The 15,572-nt window shown below is 36.3% G+C and carries 15 protein-coding genes and 1 tRNA gene; 12 read left to right on the forward strand and 4 right to left on the reverse strand.

Annotation, left to right across the window (positions count from 1 at the left end; all coding sequences use genetic code 11):
• Positions 1 to 10 precede the first annotated feature (10 nt).
• Both metH and metF read left to right on the forward strand, forming a co-directional pair.
• A complete protein-coding gene (gene metH / locus ACIQ6Z_RS00505) occupies positions 11 to 2,746 on the forward strand; it encodes a methionine synthase (RefSeq protein WP_396208989.1) in 2,736 nt (911 codons plus the stop codon).
• A 79-nt stretch (positions 2,747 to 2,825) separates the two neighbouring features.
• Complete coding sequence (gene metF, locus ACIQ6Z_RS00510; protein WP_396208990.1) at positions 2,826 to 3,782, forward strand: methylenetetrahydrofolate reductase [NAD(P)H]; 957 nt, start codon at positions 2,826 to 2,828, stop codon at positions 3,780 to 3,782.
• On the opposite strand, the gene gldA is transcribed toward metF, so the two are convergent.
• Positions 3,769 to 4,674 carry a gliding motility-associated ABC transporter ATP-binding subunit GldA gene (gene gldA, locus ACIQ6Z_RS00515; RefSeq protein WP_396208991.1) on the reverse strand — a complete coding sequence of 302 codons (906 nt, stop codon included), beginning with the start codon at positions 4,672 to 4,674 and terminating at the stop codon, positions 3,769 to 3,771. The genes metF and gldA overlap by 14 nt on opposite strands.
• A gap of 163 nt (positions 4,675 to 4,837) precedes the next feature.
• Between gldA and ACIQ6Z_RS00520 the strand changes: the two genes are divergently transcribed.
• Positions 4,838 to 5,920: a chorismate mutase gene (locus ACIQ6Z_RS00520; protein ID WP_396208992.1), complete on the forward strand. Its 1,083-nt coding sequence runs from the start codon at positions 4,838 to 4,840 to the stop codon at positions 5,918 to 5,920.
• A gap of 36 nt (positions 5,921 to 5,956) precedes the next feature.
• Here ACIQ6Z_RS00520 and ACIQ6Z_RS00525 read toward each other — a convergent pair whose 3' ends face one another.
• The gene (locus ACIQ6Z_RS00525; RefSeq protein ID WP_396208993.1) at positions 5,957 to 6,406 is read right to left on the reverse strand and encodes a hypothetical protein; all 450 of its coding nucleotides are present in this window, start codon (positions 6,404 to 6,406) and stop codon (positions 5,957 to 5,959) included.
• 183 nt (positions 6,407 to 6,589) lie between these two features.
• Here ACIQ6Z_RS00525 and rsgA point away from each other — a divergent pair, with 183 nt between their 5' ends.
• Genes rsgA through aroA form a run of 5 tightly spaced genes read left to right on the forward strand, consistent with a single transcriptional unit; the run spans position 6,590 to position 9,823 of the window.
• Complete coding sequence (rsgA, locus tag ACIQ6Z_RS00530) at positions 6,590 to 7,570, forward strand: ribosome small subunit-dependent GTPase A (RefSeq protein ID WP_396208994.1); 981 nt, start codon at positions 6,590 to 6,592, stop codon at positions 7,568 to 7,570.
• 21 nt (positions 7,571 to 7,591) lie between these two features.
• Complete coding sequence (gene dtd, locus ACIQ6Z_RS00535; protein ID WP_396208995.1) at positions 7,592 to 8,044, forward strand: D-aminoacyl-tRNA deacylase; 453 nt, start codon at positions 7,592 to 7,594, stop codon at positions 8,042 to 8,044.
• A complete protein-coding gene (locus ACIQ6Z_RS00540) occupies positions 8,044 to 8,235 on the forward strand; it encodes a hypothetical protein (RefSeq protein ID WP_396208996.1) in 192 nt (63 codons plus the stop codon). The genes dtd and ACIQ6Z_RS00540 overlap by 1 nt, the downstream gene beginning before the upstream one ends.
• 2 nt (positions 8,236 to 8,237) lie before the next feature.
• Positions 8,238 to 8,564: a nucleotide pyrophosphohydrolase gene (locus ACIQ6Z_RS00545; protein WP_396208997.1), complete on the forward strand. Its 327-nt coding sequence runs from the start codon at positions 8,238 to 8,240 to the stop codon at positions 8,562 to 8,564.
• A gap of 2 nt (positions 8,565 to 8,566) precedes the next feature.
• A complete protein-coding gene (aroA, locus tag ACIQ6Z_RS00550; protein ID WP_396208998.1) occupies positions 8,567 to 9,823 on the forward strand; it encodes a 3-phosphoshikimate 1-carboxyvinyltransferase in 1,257 nt (418 codons plus the stop codon).
• Positions 9,824 to 9,844: 21 nt separating this feature from the next.
• Here the strand turns inward: aroA and ACIQ6Z_RS00555 are convergent, their stop codons facing one another.
• Together ACIQ6Z_RS00555 and ACIQ6Z_RS00560 are read right to left on the reverse strand one after the other, a co-directional pair.
• Complete coding sequence (locus ACIQ6Z_RS00555) at positions 9,845 to 11,107, reverse strand: T9SS type A sorting domain-containing protein (RefSeq protein ID WP_396208999.1); 1,263 nt, start codon at positions 11,105 to 11,107, stop codon at positions 9,845 to 9,847.
• Between the two features lie 139 nt (positions 11,108 to 11,246).
• Positions 11,247 to 11,320, reverse strand: a tRNA-Pro gene (locus ACIQ6Z_RS00560).
• A gap of 152 nt (positions 11,321 to 11,472) precedes the next feature.
• Here ACIQ6Z_RS00560 and queA point away from each other — a divergent pair.
• From queA to ACIQ6Z_RS00580, 4 genes are all read left to right on the forward strand, one after another.
• Complete coding sequence (gene queA / locus ACIQ6Z_RS00565) at positions 11,473 to 12,522, forward strand: tRNA preQ1(34) S-adenosylmethionine ribosyltransferase-isomerase QueA (protein ID WP_396209000.1); 1,050 nt, start codon at positions 11,473 to 11,475, stop codon at positions 12,520 to 12,522.
• Between the two features lie 121 nt (positions 12,523 to 12,643).
• A complete protein-coding gene (kynU, locus tag ACIQ6Z_RS00570; RefSeq protein ID WP_396209001.1) occupies positions 12,644 to 13,936 on the forward strand; it encodes a kynureninase in 1,293 nt (430 codons plus the stop codon).
• Between the two features lie 90 nt (positions 13,937 to 14,026).
• Positions 14,027 to 14,389: a four helix bundle protein gene (locus tag ACIQ6Z_RS00575; RefSeq protein WP_396209002.1), complete on the forward strand. Its 363-nt coding sequence runs from the start codon at positions 14,027 to 14,029 to the stop codon at positions 14,387 to 14,389.
• A gap of 80 nt (positions 14,390 to 14,469) precedes the next feature.
• Positions 14,470 to 15,546, forward strand: a complete 1,077-nt coding sequence (locus tag ACIQ6Z_RS00580; protein ID WP_396209003.1) for an agmatinase family protein — start codon at positions 14,470 to 14,472, stop codon at positions 15,544 to 15,546.
• The last annotated feature ends 26 nt before the right edge of the window (positions 15,547 to 15,572 follow it).

Raw genomic sequence — 15,572 nt, forward strand, 5'->3', positions numbered from 1 at the left:
TTTTTGTAAAATGTCAGAATCAAATAAAAATTTCTCAGTTTCAGTTCCCCCTTCGGGGGTTAGGGGGCTTAAATTATCAGGTTTAGAGCCGTTAATAATTACCCCTGAAACTAATTTTGTGAATGTGGGGGAAAGAACAAATGTAACTGGTTCCAGAAAATTTCTTCGATTAATCAAAGAAGAACAATACGAAGAAGCTTTAGATATTGCAAGAAATCAGGTAGAAGGTGGTGCACAAATCATCGATGTCAACATGGATGAAGGAATGTTGGACGGGGTGTATGCCATGACCAAGTTTCTGAATTTGATGGCTGCAGAACCAGACATTTCAAGAGTTCCCGTAATGATCGACAGTTCGAAATGGGAGATCATCGAAGCGGGATTAAAAGTAATTCAAGGAAAAGGTGTGGTGAATTCTATTTCGCTAAAAGAAGGCGAAGAAAAGTTCATTGAATACGCCAAAAAAATCAAACGATATGGTGCTGCCGTAATCGTTATGGCATTTGACGAAAAAGGTCAAGCGGATACCTTCGAGCGACGCATCGAAATATGTAAAAGAAGTTATGATGTATTAGTAGATCAAGTTGGTTTTCCTGCTCAAGACATCATTTTCGACCCAAATATTTTTCCCGTTGCTACTGGAATGGAAGAGCATAAATTGAATGCTCTTGATTTTTTCAGAGCGACCAAATGGATCAGAGAAAATTTGCCCCATGCACATGTTTCGGGAGGGGTGAGTAATGTATCCTTTTCGTTCAGAGGAAATGATAAAGTGCGCGAGGCCATGCATTCCGCATTTCTATACCATGCCATTAAAAACGGAATGACAATGGGAATCGTGAATCCTGAAATGTTAGAGATTTACGACGAAATTGATCCGGTTTTGTTAGAACATGTAGAAGACGTTTTATTAAACAGAAGAGAAGATGCTACCGAGCGTTTATTGGATTTAGCCGAAAGTTTTAAGGGCGACCCGAGCGATAGTGAACAGGCGAAGCATTTCAAAGCCAATGAAAAGGCGATTGCAGCATGGAGAAATGGAACGTTTCAAGAGCGATTAACCCATTCACTCGTGAGAGGAATTGACGAATTTATAGAAATAGATGTAGAAGAAGCAAGACAAGCCGCCTCGAAACCTATTGAAGTAATCGAAATCAATTTGATGGCCGGAATGAATGTGGTTGGAGATCTATTTGGAAGCGGTAAAATGTTTTTACCACAGGTGGTTAAATCGGCTCGTGTAATGAAAAAAGCCGTAGCCTATTTATTACCTTACATCGAGGCTGCGAAAGACGACGCGACTTCTTCGAGTGCTGGAAAAGTGCTAATGGCAACCGTAAAAGGAGATGTTCACGATATTGGAAAGAATATTGTTTCGGTGGTTTTGGCCTGTAATAACTATGAAATTATTGATTTAGGTGTCATGGTGCCGCCGGAAAAAATTATTGCGGCAGCGATCGAACATCAGGTAGATATCATAGGATTGAGCGGGTTGATTACACCTTCGTTAGACGAAATGGTGTATTTGGCTAAAGAGTTAGACAAAATCAATGTTCAAATTCCGATAATGATTGGTGGTGCTACCACTTCACGTGCGCATACAGCCGTGAAAATTGCACCTCAATACAACGCAACGGTGGTTCATGTAAACGATGCTTCGCGTGCGGTTACTGTGGCTGGAAATTTATTGAATTCGGAAACCAACTCCAACTATACACAAGACATTCGTTCCGAATACGATGCGCTTCGTGAAGGCTATTTGAACCGTAGTCGTGATAAAAATTTCTTAACGATTGAGCAAGCCCGGGCCAATAAATTACAGTTGGATTGGAGGAATTACACACCCGCTAAACCGAATTTCATTGGAACAAAAACCGTGGATGTTGCGATTACTGATTTAGCCGATTATATTGATTGGACTCCGTTTTTCAATTCTTGGGAATTGTATGGTAAATACCCAGCAATTTTAACGGATGAGGTAGTTGGCGAACAAGCCACTTCTTTATTCGCCGATGCGCAAAAAATGTTACATCAGTTAATTCAAGAAAATTGGTTGACCGCTAAAGGTATTTTAGGTATTTTTCCTGCCAATACTATAAATGATGACGATATTGAGCTAGTCACTTCTAGTGGAGTTGAAAAGTTTTTGACCTTGAGACAACAGAGTGCTAAAACGGCTGGTGCACCTAATATTGCTTTAGCCGATTTTATTGCGCCAAAAGAAAGCAGCATTCAAGATTATATGGGATGCTTTTGTGTTACAACTGGTTTTGGAATTGAGGAAAAAGCCACTGAATTTGAGATAGCCTTAGATGATTATAATTCGATTTTGATCAAAGCACTTGGGGATCGTTTGGCAGAAGCTTTTGCCGAATACCTCCATTTAAAAGTACGTAAGGAGATTTGGGGCTATGCTTCCGATGAAAAATTATCAAATCAAGAATTGATCGCTGAAAATTACAAAGGAATTCGCCCAGCACCGGGTTATCCAGCGTGTCCTGACCATTTAGAAAAACCGACGATTTGGAAACTCTTACATGTCGAAGAAGAAATTGGGGTAAAGTTGACCGAAAGTATGGCCATGTGGCCTGCTTCGTCTGTATCAGGGTATTATTTTGCCAATCCTGAAAGTAAGTATTTTGGGTTAGGCAAAATCAAAAAAGATCAAATCGAAAATTACGCTAAAAGAAGAAATATTAGTTTGGAACAAGCCGAAAAATGGTTGGCTCCGAATAGTGCAGAATAAAAATACTTGTTTCAGGTTTAAAGTTTCAAGTTCAATAACCTGAAACCTATTAAACTTGAAACTTGAAACAAAACAAAAAATGAAAGTAACAGAACACATACAAAATGCCAACGGAAAACCGTTGTTCTCCTTCGAAATATTACCACCGTTAAAAGGACAAAATATTCAATCTATATTTGATAGTATTGATCCCTTAATGGAGTTTAATCCGCCTTTCATAGACGTCACCTATCATCGTGAAGAATATGAGTTTAAGGAATTGGAAAACGGGTTGTTACAAAAGAAAATTGTCAAAAAACGTCCCGGAACCGTAGGGATTTGTGCGGGTATTCAAAATAAATACAACGTTGATGCGATACCGCATATTTTATGTGGGGGTTTTACCAAAGAAGATACCGAAAATCTATTAATTGATTTGGATTTTTTAGGCATTGACAATGTGGTGGCGCTTCGTGGAGATGCTGTAAAAAGTGAAATTTATTTTAAACCCGAAAAAGAAGGGCATGCTTTTGCCTCCGAATTGGTTTCCCAAATCCATAATTTGAATAACGGAATTTATTTAGATGCCGATTTGCAAAATTCTGCTTCCACCGATTTTTGTATTGGAGTAGCCGGATATCCTGAAAAACACATGGAAGCCCCTAGTTTAGATAGCGATATTCATTTTTTAAAGCAAAAAATAAAAAATGGCGCCGATTATGTCATCACACAAATGTTTTTTGACAATCAAAAATTTTTTGAATTTGTGGCCAAATGTAGAGCGGCAGGGATCACTGTGCCAATCATCCCAGGATTGAAGCCCATCGCTACAAAAAAACAATTGAATTTAATTCCGCACCGATTCAGTATCGAACTTCCCGATGCATTAATTATGGAAGTGGTTAAAGCCAAAGACAACGACGCGGTGAAGCAAATAGGAATAGAGTGGTGTATTCAGCAAAGTAAAGAGTTGGTTGCTGCCGGAATACCCGTTTTGCATTACTATTCGATGGGGAAAGCTGAAAATGTTAAAGCAATTGCGACTACTGTTTTTTAGCCGTTTTTTCTCTAAAAATTTGCTCTAAATTTTTGTTTTTCAGTGCAATTTGAAGTGTTTTTAATCCTTTGTTTTGTGCAAAATCAAACACATCACTACGTCTGTCGGTTACAGTAGAAAATGTGAGTTCCCAAAGAGTATCGTGGATGTTGATGGCCTTTATTAAATCGGGTAAAACAGCAAAATCAGATTGATCTACAACTTTGTCAAATTCTACTTCAAGAATTTGTTCGGTAGTATCGGTTACCAAGGTATTGAGTTTTTTATCGGTTACAATTTTTCCTTTATCAATAATAATGACGCGATCACAAATGGCTTCTACCTCTTGCATGATGTGTGTGGAAAGAAAAACAGTTTTGTCTTTTCCAATGTTCTTGATTAAGGCCCTAATTTCAACCAATTGATTAGGGTCTAAACCGGTTGTAGGTTCGTCTAATATTAAGACATCGGGTTGGTGCAATAATGCGGTTGCTAGTCCAACACGTTGGCGATAGCCTTTAGAAAGAGCTCCTATTTTTTTGTGACTCTCCGATGTTAATCCAGTAAGTACAATTACCTCTTCAATTCTCGATTTTGAAACTCCATATATTTCGGCGTTAAAACGTAAATATTCACGCACATAAAGATCTAAATATAACGGATTGTGTTCGGGTAAGTATCCTACCGATTTTTGCACGTTTTTTTGTTCCGAAATCACATTAAATTCGTTCACGATTGCAGTCCCATTATCGGCTTTTAAATATGTAGTCAATATTTTCATCAAGGTAGATTTACCGGCACCATTAGGTCCTAAAAAACCTACAATTTCTCCTTTTTTTATCGAAAAACTAATGTTGTCTAAGGCTTTTTGATCGCCGTAATTTTTCGAAATATTTTCTACAACTATTGACATACGTACTAAATTTTAGCAAAAATAACCTTTTTTAAAAGAACTCAAATTTATTTAAAAAAGTATTTATGATTTGAATTATTTTGTTTTTACTTACAGTGACATTTTCTATTTTTTAATTACACCAGAAAAGAATAAATCGTAATTTTACAACGAATAATAAAGTATGGAAAATAAAAAAGAATTTCGAACTTGGTTAGATGATTTTCAGCTGAAGCACCCGCTAGTGATTGCCGGTCCTTGTAGTGCGGAAACAGAAGAACAAGTTTTACAAATAGCAACTGAATTGAAAAATTCGGATGTCACTATTTTTCGCGCTGGGATTTGGAAGCCCAGAACACGTCCCGGAGGTTTTGAAGGGGTGGGTGCTGTTGGTTTAAAATGGCTACAAAAAGCTAAAGAAGCTACTGGATTGCTAATGGCGATTGAAGTGGCTTCAGCAGCGCATGTTAAATTGGCACTGGAACATGATATAGATGTCTTATGGATAGGAGCACGTACTACGGTGAATCCATTTGCGGTGCAAGAAATTGCCGATGCATTAGAAGGAACCGATAAAATAGTATTGTTAAAAAATCCAGTAAATCCAGATTTATCCCTATGGATAGGAGGATTAGAACGATTATACAATGCCAATATAAAAAAATTAGGGGTAATTCATCGTGGATTTTCTACGTATGAAAAAACAAAATTTCGCAACAATCCTGAATGGCAAATTGCCATTGACTTACAAAATCGTTTTCCCGATTTGCCTTTGATTTGTGATCCTTCGCACATTACTGGTAAGCGAAGCATGATTCAAGAAGTCGCACAACAAGCTCTAGATTTGAATTATGACGGATTAATGATTGAAACACATTGTGATCCTGATCATGCCTGGAGTGATGCTGCCCAACAAATTACGCCCACTGTTCTAAAACAACTATTTTTGGATTTAAAAGTTCGAAAAACAACTGATGAAGCCAATGATTACAACCAGCGCATGCATACATTGAGAATGCAAATTGATGGTTACGACGAAAAGTTATTGGAAATTATTGGAAAAAGAATGCAAATAGTAGATCAAATAGGTTTACTGAAAAAAGAGAAGAATGTGGCTATTTTACAAAACCAGCGATGGAATGCAATTCTTCATAAAATGACCATTGAAGGAAAAGAAATGGGTTTGAGTCCCGATTTTATCATGCAGCTGTTTAAAGCCATTCATCAGGAAAGTATTTCGCATCAAGAGAAAGTTATGAATAATTAAAAAAAACGCCCTAACAAATTAGGGCGTTTTTTTTAATTATTTAATTGCTTTTCTAAAATAAAAGCGACTAATAAAAATACCAACACCATCATATTTACCAGCGTCACTCTCTACTGCGCTAGTAGTATGAATTAATTCCCAACCCTCAGCATTATATTTTTTTAATAATGAAGTCATCATCGCATCATTTGAAGCGATATTTTGAAAATTAATACCTACTAAACTGTAAAAGTTAACTAAGGTACTTTCTTTTAAATCGTCAATTTTTACATCGGAACGGTCTTTTGTAGTTTTTTCTTTTCCGTCTTTTGTTCGAGTAGTTGTAAATTGGGTATAATCTACTTCAGTCCCATTTTCAATAATTCTAGATCTTCCTAAACCACCAGGAACGATAGATTCAACAGTAGTAACAATTTTAAAATCATAGTTTTGTGCTAACAAAAAATTGTTCAACAATAGAGCTAAAATAACAACCAATTTTTTCATTTGTATAAATTTATATTTATACAAAAATATTAATATTATTTTAAAAAGAAAAGGAGTAAACAATGAAATTAGGGGTTTTAATTGTTAATTTTTCTTTAAAATACTATATTTGCTTAAATAAATTTAATCGAATGTTTTGAAGGCTTTGTGTTATAGTCTCAACCAAATAATTTTTCAGTTTAAATGATAGGAATTGTCTATAAATCTACCGGGAGTTGGTACACCATAAAAACAGAAAACAATCTTTTTTTGGAGTGCCGAATTAAGGGTAAATTTAGGATGCAGGGAATTAAGAGTACCAATCCTATTGCCGTTGGAGATGTGGTTGATTACGAACTTGAAAACACAACGGATGAAACCATTGGAGTCATTGTAAATATTCATGAGCGGAAAAATTATATTGTTCGAAAATCGGTTAATTTATCCCATCAAATGCACATTATTGCATCAAATATTGATGTGGTATTTTTGTTGGTAACCATCAACAATCCACCCACAACTACTAGTTTTATCGATCGTTTTTTAGTCACCGCAGAAGCCTACGGAATTCAAGCCGTACTCGTATTTAATAAAATTGATACATTTGATGAGGCAACGTTAGAGGAACAATTGTATTTGCAATACATTTATACAGAAATAGGCTACAAATGCCTACGGGTATCGGCCAAAGAAGGAAAAGGTATCGACGAGCTAAAAGCTTTAATGAAAGATCGGGTGTCTATGTTTTCTGGTCATTCTGGGGTAGGAAAATCAACATTAGTCAACACCTTAGAACCAGCACTTAATTTAAAAACCAAACAGATTTCGGCTTCGCATGCACAAGGTAAGCATACTACAACATTTGCAGAAATGTTTGATTTGTCCTTTGGTGCAAAAATAATTGATACGCCTGGAATACGAGGTTTTGGTATAGTTGATATGGAAAAGCAAGAAATAGGAGACTATTTTCCCGAATTTTTTGCCTTGAAAGACCAATGTAAATTTAATAATTGTTTGCACAAAGACGAACCCCATTGTGCTATAAAGAACGCTTTGGAAAATGATGCAATTGCATGGTCGCGGTATAAAAGTTATACCCAAATTTTAGAAGGAGATGAGGAGCAATACCGAGCGGATATTTATGATGCCGAACGAAGAGCGAGTGATGAAACCAGAAAATCGTAATCTTAATTTGTTAAAATAGATATGAAAGCAGTCATCCAACGCGTTTCTCAGGCCTCTGTTACGATTGAAGATCGAGTGGTCGCACAAATCGAGAGTGGCTTATTGGTATTGATTGGTATTGAAGAAGCTGATGGCTTGGAAGACATAGAATGGCTTTCGTCTAAAATTACAAATTTGCGACTCTTTGCGGATGCAAACGGTGTAATGAATGTCTCGATAAAGGAAATGGGTGGAGATGTTATTGTAGTGAGTCAGTTTACGTTACATGCTTTAACTAAAAAAGGAAACCGACCGAGTTATATAAAAGCCGCACGACCCGAACTAGCCATTCCAATTTATGAATCATTTGTACAACATATGGAAATTGAATTGGGTAAAGAAGTGCAAACCGGACAGTTTGGGGCTGATATGAAAGTAGCACTTTTAAATGACGGACCAGTAACCATACTAATCGATACAAAAAACAAAGAATAATGGCACAAAAATTCGCACGATTCATCATTATTTCAGCAATAAATGCAATACTTTATAGCGTAATTATTTATTTCATGGAGGTTAAAATGGAGTCCTTACGTTTTGTGCTTCAAGCCTTATTTTTTGGCTTTTTCATGGGATTTATGCAAGTGTTTGGCTTGCCATATATGAATCGAAATAAAAAACAATAAGCATGGATATACAAAATGCCCAACTTGTAGTCGATCATTGGATAAAAGAACACGGAGTTCGTTATTTTAATGAATTGACAAATATGGCCCAACTTACGGAAGAAGTGGGAGAAGTTGCCCGTATCATTGCCCGTCGATATGGCGAACAATCGGAAAAAGAATCGGATAAAAATAAAGATTTAGGCGAAGAATTAGCCGATGTGGTTTTTGTGGTCCTTTGTTTGGCCAATCAAACAGGTGTAGATTTACAAGCAGCGTTTGATAACAAAATGGATTTAAAAACAAAACGCGATCACGACCGTCATCACAATAATGAAAAATTGAAATAATTGTGAATCTAAAGTTGCAACAATCAAAGCCAGTTGATGCTCTAAAAACAATCAAAATAAGTGGTTCTAAGTCGGAAACCAACCGACTCTTGTTGCTACAAGCGTTGTATCCGGAAATTAAGGTAGAAAATACCTCAAATTCAGACGATGCTAAGGTAATGCATAACGCATTGCAAAACACCCAACCCCCATCCCCAAACTCCCAATTCGTAGATGTGCACCATGCCGGCACGGCAATGCGTTTTCTTACTTCCTATTTTGCGATTCAAGAAGGAAAAGAAGTAGTTTTAGGAGGTTCAGCTCGTATGAAAGAACGTCCGATTAATATTTTAGTTGACGCTCTTAATCAATTGGGTGCCGAAATCATTTATGAAGAACAGGCAGAATTCCCTCCGATTCGCATCAAGGGTAAAAAGTTTTCAAAAAGTAAAGTTACACTACATGCAAATGTGAGTAGCCAATATATTTCTGCATTGTTGTTAATTGCACCCAAATTAGAAAATGGTTTAGAACTAACTTTAGAAGGAGAAATTACATCCATTCCGTATATTAAAATGACTTTAGCTTTGTTGAATCAAATAGGAGTGAAGACTTTATTTGAAAACAATACAATTAAAGTCACCCATCACCCATCACCCATCACCCATCACCCAATTACAGTCGAATCCGATTGGAGTTCTGCTTCTTATTGGTATTCCATAGTAGCCTTGTCTGAAATTGGTTTTCAAGTGACACTTTCCAGTTTTAAGAAAAATAGTTTGCAAGGCGATAGTGCTTTGGTTGAACTATATAAAGAATTTGGCGTTGAAACAACTTTCAATATCGATGATACAATCACGCTTTCGAAAATTAACTGCTGCAATCAAAAATTGGTAGTTTTCAATCTTCAATCTACTCCCGACCTGGCACAAACTATTGCGGTTACCTGTTTCGGATTAAGAGTTGGTTGTCATTTGACAGGATTACATACCTTAAAAATAAAAGAAACCGATCGATTAGTAGCTATGCAAACCGAATTGACAAAACTAGGCGCTGAGGTACAAGTGACTTCCGAGGCTATGCTGTTACAGCCGGCTGCTAGTATCAAATCCGACATCGTAATTTCAACCTATCAAGATCATAGAATGGCCATGGCTTTTGCACCTTTAGCCTTAAAAACAACACTTACTATCGAAGAAGCAGAAGTCGTTTCAAAATCATATCCTAATTTTTGGAATGATTTGAAACAAGTTGGTTTTGAAATAATAACAGTGAATTGATTTAGTCTATACTATCAAAAACTAGTTTTTAATAAACTTGATGTTTTCTATACTATTTTGTGAACCTATTTTCATCAAGTACGTGCCAGATTGTAAGCTAGAGACATCAACAGTATTTGTCGATTTTTTAGTTAAAACCAAACGACCTAAGGCATCAAAAACTTCAATCGTGTCAATACTCTTTTCTGATTGGATCGTTAAAATAGAAGAAACAGGATTGGGGTAAATTTCAAAATTTCGTTTCAAGTCGAAAATAGTGTTGCTCAAATTTGGATCCAATCGAGAAGCAGTTGCTCCAGAGCAGTCGTTAGTATTTGCAATAAAATTGACAAAATTACCATTTTCAAAAACAAGAGGAGTAGTACTAACTGCAATACCAGTTACAGTGGAAATTCCATACAGATTGGTATTGTCACTACAGTAAAACGTATTGGTTGAAGGGTCTATAGTTGCTCCTGCGGTTACTGAATAATATAGATTAGGCAATATGGTTTGTGATACTCGAGTCACTATTCCAGTTGCCGGATCAATTTTTCCCAAACGCGAATGTTGAATGAAAACGCCCGAAGGTGCATTTGGCATTTGAATGGTTGTCATTTCTCGAACAATGCCATATATGCTATTATCCGCACAATTGTACGTAAAATTTGAAAAATCATAATCATTTGAACTGTACACAATATCAGGTTGGCTATAGATCGTACCATTGTATAAATCGATGCCTAAAAATTTGGGTCCGGTTTTAAAATAATACACCATGAGTTCTGGGTCTATTATTGTTCCTGCCAATTGGTATCCGTTTGCAATTGAATTGGTAGAGAGCGTTGTCACTTGTCCAGTGGTAGTGTTCAATTTACCAAAAAATACACCCAAAGAAACGTTATTTGCGCCAAAGGGTCGTACTAATCCATATAACGTATTATTTGAATGGCTATAACTCACGTTATCAAAATAAGTTGTACCCGGAAATGAAGTAGTGTATGGAATTGTAGTGATACTACCGTTATTGAAATTAAAGGTAGTAAAGGTTGAATTCCCGGTCATCAAAAACATTTTTGATTGAATAGGGTCAAAATCACCTCCAGCCACATTAAAACTTTGTTCGGTAAAGGTTGTACTTACATCATTAACATAACCGGTACTAATGTTAATTGATCCCGCTTTGTTTTGATTGGGACCTGAATTTGAACTAGTATTTGATCGCGTTACTAGGGTAAACAAATTGTTAACCGGTTGTGCAACCATCAAATTGATTAGGAATGTAAAGAGTAGATTTAATTTCATAGTATTTTTAATATAAACACTTGTTTTTCAAACGAGTAATAAAAATGTAAATCTAATAAAAAAACAGTTAACGCCCGAATTATTGTTGCAATATTACACTAAAAAAATCGAATAGGTTACTAGTTATAAATGAAAAAAGTCGGGATGACTGGATTCGAACCAGCGACCCCTAGCACCCCATGCTAGTACGCTACCAGGCTGCGCTACATCCCGAAGGTTGCAAATTTAAGGATTTCAATTGTAATTTAAAAAAAATAAACCACAAATTACTTGACAACGCCTATTTCATAATTGTATATTTGCACTCAATTCGTTTTTGAAGTGTCAAATTTCAGACGATTATTGCTAAATTCTAAATGCTATTTATGAAATTATCTCATTTTCAATTCCATCTTCCTGAAGAGTTATTAGCCGAATTTCCAACTGAAAACCGTGACGAATCACGTTTAATGGTAGTTGATAGAAAAACAGGAACCATCGAACACAAATTATTTAAAGATATTATCGATTATTTTGATGATGGCGATGTAATGGTGCTAAACAATACAAAGGTTTTTCCAGCTCGTTTGTACGGTAACAAAGAAAAAACTGGCGCGCGCATTGAAGTTTTTTTATTAAGAGAGTTGAATGCAGAACAACGTTTGTGGGATGTATTAGTAGATCCAGCACGAAAAATTCGTATCGGAAATAAATTGTATTTTGGAGACGATGATTCTTTAGTTGCTGAGGTTATTGACAATACAACTTCTCGCGGACGTACCCTTCGTTTTTTATACGATGGCTCGTATGAAGAGTTTAGAGAAAAATTAGTTGAATTGGGTGAAACTCCGATTCCAAAATACATCAATCGTGAAGTAACTCCAGAAGATGCAGAACGTTACCAAACGATTTACGCAAAAGAAGAAGGAGCTGTGGCGGCACCAACTGCAGGCTTACACTTTTCGAAACATTTATTAAAACGTTTAGAAATCAAAGGAATCGATTTTGCAGAAGTAACCTTACATGTTGGATTGGGAACATTTAATCCGGTTGAAGTCGAAGATTTATCAAAACATAAAATGGATTCTGAAGAAATTAAAATTTCTCAAGAAGCTTGTGATATCATTAATAACGCAAAAGCAAAAAAGAAACGTGTTTGTTGTATAGGGACTACCGCTATGCGAACCATGGAAAGCTCAGTTTCTTCTCAAAGAACACTTAATCCCTATACTGGCTGGACCAATAAATTTATTTATCCACCTTATGATTTTAGCTTGGCAGATGCAATGGTGACCAACTTTCACACGCCAAAATCTACTTTATTGATGATGATTTCTGCTTTTTGTGGTCATGATTTGATGATGAAAGCCTACAAAGAAGCCATTCAAGAAAAATACCGTTTTTATTCCTATGGTGATGCCATGTTAATCATTTAGTTACCAGCTATAAAAAATACCCAAAATCTCATCAGCAATGGTGAGATTTTTTATTTATTGCAGTGTTTTGACACGTTACAACTTTTACCTATTTTTACCCATCAAAAAATCCAATAATCTTATGATTTTTCAAAATACACGCGAATTTGCACAAAGTTTAGACGCTCAAGATCAATTGAAGGACTACAGAAATGAATTTAATTTTCCAAAAGTAAATGGTAAACAAGTTATTTATTTTACGGGAAATTCATTGGGGTTGCAACCTAAAAGAACCAAGCAATATGTAGATGAAATCATGACCGATTGGGCAAACCTAGCCGTAGAAGGGCATTTCTATGCGGATAAACCTTGGTGGGATTACCACGAACGATTTGCAGCGCCGCTAAGTGAAATTGTAGGTGCAAAGCCTACAGAAGTAACCGTAATGAATACTTTGACGGTGAACTTGCACTTGCTTATGGTTTCGTTTTACCGTCCTACACAAAAAAAATTTAAAATTATTTGTGAAGAGAAAGCTTTTCCAAGCGATCAATACATGTTCCAAAGTCAAATCGATTTTCACTCGAAATCAGTGGGGTTCAATCCTACAGAAGCCTTGGTGGAAATTAAAAGAAGAGAAGGAGAACACAATATCAGAATCGAAGATATTTTAGCTAAAATCGAAGAAGTTGGTGAAGAGTTGGCCTTAGTGTTAATTGGAGGTGTAAATTATTATACCGGTCAAGTTTTTGACATGAAAACCATTACTGAAGCAGGCCACAAGCAAGGCGCTTATGTCGGTTGGGATTTAGCACATGCTGCCGGTAATATCGAATTGCATTTGAACGAATGGAAGGTAGATTTTGCGGCTTGGTGCAGCTACAAATACATGAATTCGGGTCCGGGAAATGCATCAGGTTGTTTTGTACACGAAATGCACCACAACGATTCAGAACTACCAAGATTCGCCGGCTGGTGGGGTCACAACAAGGAACGTCGCTTTAAAATGGAACCCAAATTTGATCCTGTTCGCGGTGCCGAAGGTTGGCAAATCAGTAATCTGCCCATTTTATCGTTAGCGCCATATTTAGCCTCTGTTGATATGTTTGCTGAGGTTGGAATGACCAAATTAATTGCCAAGCGTAATTTAATAACTTCATATTTGGAATTCATCTTGCACGAAATTGCAAACGAAATAGAAGGGGCTGATTTTGAAATCATCACACCTTCTAATCAAGAAGAACGTGGTTGTCAATTGTCGGTTTACTTGCACGGACAAGGAAGAGAATTATTTGAACGATTAATGAAAAATGGGGTCATCACCGATTGGAGAGAGCCAAATGTAATTCGTTTAGCGCCAGCACCTTTTTATTGTTCTTTTGAAGATATGTATGAGTTCGGACAAATATTGAAGAAACTGATTTTGGAGAAATAGATTTTAAGATATTCGGATGTTTAGATTTTCAGATTTTGAGACTTTCCGAACATCCAATGTCAGAATATCTGAACATCAAAAATAAAAGCCATGCACAATTATAAAGAATTAGAAGTTTGGAAAGAAAGTATTAAATTTTGTCCAGAAATTTATAAACTAGTCCGAAAATTACCAGAAGACGAAAAATTTGGATTGATAAGTCAACTGAAAAGGGCTGTTATTTCTATTCCATCAAATATAGCAGAAGGTTCGGCAAAATCATCTGATAAGCATTTCGTTATTTTCTTGGAAAATTCTTTAGGTTCGTGCTATGAAATAGAAACACAATTACTAGTATGTGTAGAATTAAGTTTCATAACTGAGGTTGAATATAATCAAATTATGGAAAAACTATTTTCTATCATCAAAAAGTTGATTAAATTTATAAAGTATTTAAACGATAAAAATAAGTAGTAATGATTTTCAGATAATCGGATGTTCAGATTTTCAGACTGTCCGAACATCAGAATATCAGAAAATCCAATATCAAGAAAATGACTAAACAACAAATCATAGACAATTTCGACCCTTCACAACCGGGTTTAGCCGAAGCTACCGTTTTTGGATTGCCTTTTTCAGCCGAACAAAGTGAAATAATTGTAATTCCAGTGCCCTGGGAAGTAACCGTTAGTTATGGTGCAGGAGCTTCTGAAGGTCCAGCCGCTGTATTAGATGCTTCTTTTCAAGTCGATTTAAATCATCAAGAGTTTCCAGAATTATGGAAATTAGGTATTTTTATGGATGAAGCGCCAGCACATTGGGCAAAGAATTCTGAAAAGTATAAAGGATTAGCACAACCCATCATTGAAGCTTTAGAAAACGGGAAAGAGGTGGCTGCTTTTCCAACATTACAAGCCGATTTGGATCAAATCAATAAAGTTTGTAAAGAATTGCATCAAGAAGTAAAAGACCGCGTGTTGCATTGGATGAGCCAAGGTAAAAAAGTGGTGCTTTTAGGAGGTGATCACTCAACGCCATTGGGTTATTATCAAGCGCTGGCGACCAAATTTGATAACTTTGGAATCTTACATTTAGATGCGCACATGGATTTACGAATTGCTTACGAAGGTTTTACCTATTCGCACGCTTCTATTATGTATAATGCCTTGCAAATTCCCCAAATTTCTAAAATTGTGCAAGTAGGAATTCGCGATTTTTGCGAACAAGAAGTTGAAACAGCGCTTAGCGATAGAGTCTTGGTACACACCGATAGTGATTTAAAATACGAAACTTTTGAAGGCAAAACGTGGCAACAACAATGCGATCAAATTATCGCTTCGTTACCTGAAAAAGTGTGTATTTCATTTGATATAGACGGTATGTATCCTTGGTATTGCCCCAATACGGGTACTCCAGTTCCAGGCGGATTTTCGTTTGAACAAGCGGCATATTTGTTCAGTCGCTTAGCGGAAACCAATAAAGAAATCATTGGTTTTGATTTAGTAGAAGTGGCTCCAGGTGATGACGATTGGGACGGAAACGTAGGCGCAAGAATTCTATTTCACATGTGTGGCGCTTTTGCCAAATCACAAAAAATGAATGTGGGGAAGAAGATTCAATTCAAAAAGTAAATAGTAAAACCGAAGACCTAAAAAGC

This window comes from Flavobacterium sp., from assembly GCF_044376915.1.
Taxonomy (GTDB): domain Bacteria; phylum Bacteroidota; class Bacteroidia; order Flavobacteriales; family Flavobacteriaceae; genus Flavobacterium.

Excerpts from the sequence above, each read along its gene's own strand:
- ACIQ6Z_RS00555 (WP_396208999.1), bottom strand. The coding sequence starts at position 11,107 with ATGAAATTAAATCTACTCTTTACATTCCTAATCAATTTGATGGTTGCA.
- ACIQ6Z_RS00525 (WP_396208993.1), bottom strand. The coding sequence starts at position 6,406 with ATGAAAAAATTGGTTGTTATTTTAGCTCTATTGTTGAACAATTTTTTG.
- ACIQ6Z_RS00545 (WP_396208997.1), top strand. The coding sequence starts at position 8,238 with ATGGATATACAAAATGCCCAACTTGTAGTCGATCATTGGATAAAAGAA.
- gldA (WP_396208991.1), bottom strand. The coding sequence starts at position 4,674 with ATGTCAATAGTTGTAGAAAATATTTCGAAAAATTACGGCGATCAAAAA.
- queA (WP_396209000.1), top strand. The coding sequence starts at position 11,473 with ATGAAATTATCTCATTTTCAATTCCATCTTCCTGAAGAGTTATTAGCC.
- ACIQ6Z_RS00575 (WP_396209002.1), top strand. The coding sequence starts at position 14,027 with ATGCACAATTATAAAGAATTAGAAGTTTGGAAAGAAAGTATTAAATTT.
- rsgA (WP_396208994.1), top strand. The coding sequence starts at position 6,590 with ATGATAGGAATTGTCTATAAATCTACCGGGAGTTGGTACACCATAAAA.
- metH (WP_396208989.1), top strand. The coding sequence starts at position 11 with ATGTCAGAATCAAATAAAAATTTCTCAGTTTCAGTTCCCCCTTCGGGG.
- kynU (WP_396209001.1), top strand. The coding sequence starts at position 12,644 with ATGATTTTTCAAAATACACGCGAATTTGCACAAAGTTTAGACGCTCAA.
- dtd (WP_396208995.1), top strand. The coding sequence starts at position 7,592 with ATGAAAGCAGTCATCCAACGCGTTTCTCAGGCCTCTGTTACGATTGAA.
- ACIQ6Z_RS00520 (WP_396208992.1), top strand. The coding sequence starts at position 4,838 with ATGGAAAATAAAAAAGAATTTCGAACTTGGTTAGATGATTTTCAGCTG.
- metF (WP_396208990.1), top strand. The coding sequence starts at position 2,826 with ATGAAAGTAACAGAACACATACAAAATGCCAACGGAAAACCGTTGTTC.
- ACIQ6Z_RS00540 (WP_396208996.1), top strand. The coding sequence starts at position 8,044 with ATGGCACAAAAATTCGCACGATTCATCATTATTTCAGCAATAAATGCA.
- ACIQ6Z_RS00580 (WP_396209003.1), top strand. The coding sequence starts at position 14,470 with ATGACTAAACAACAAATCATAGACAATTTCGACCCTTCACAACCGGGT.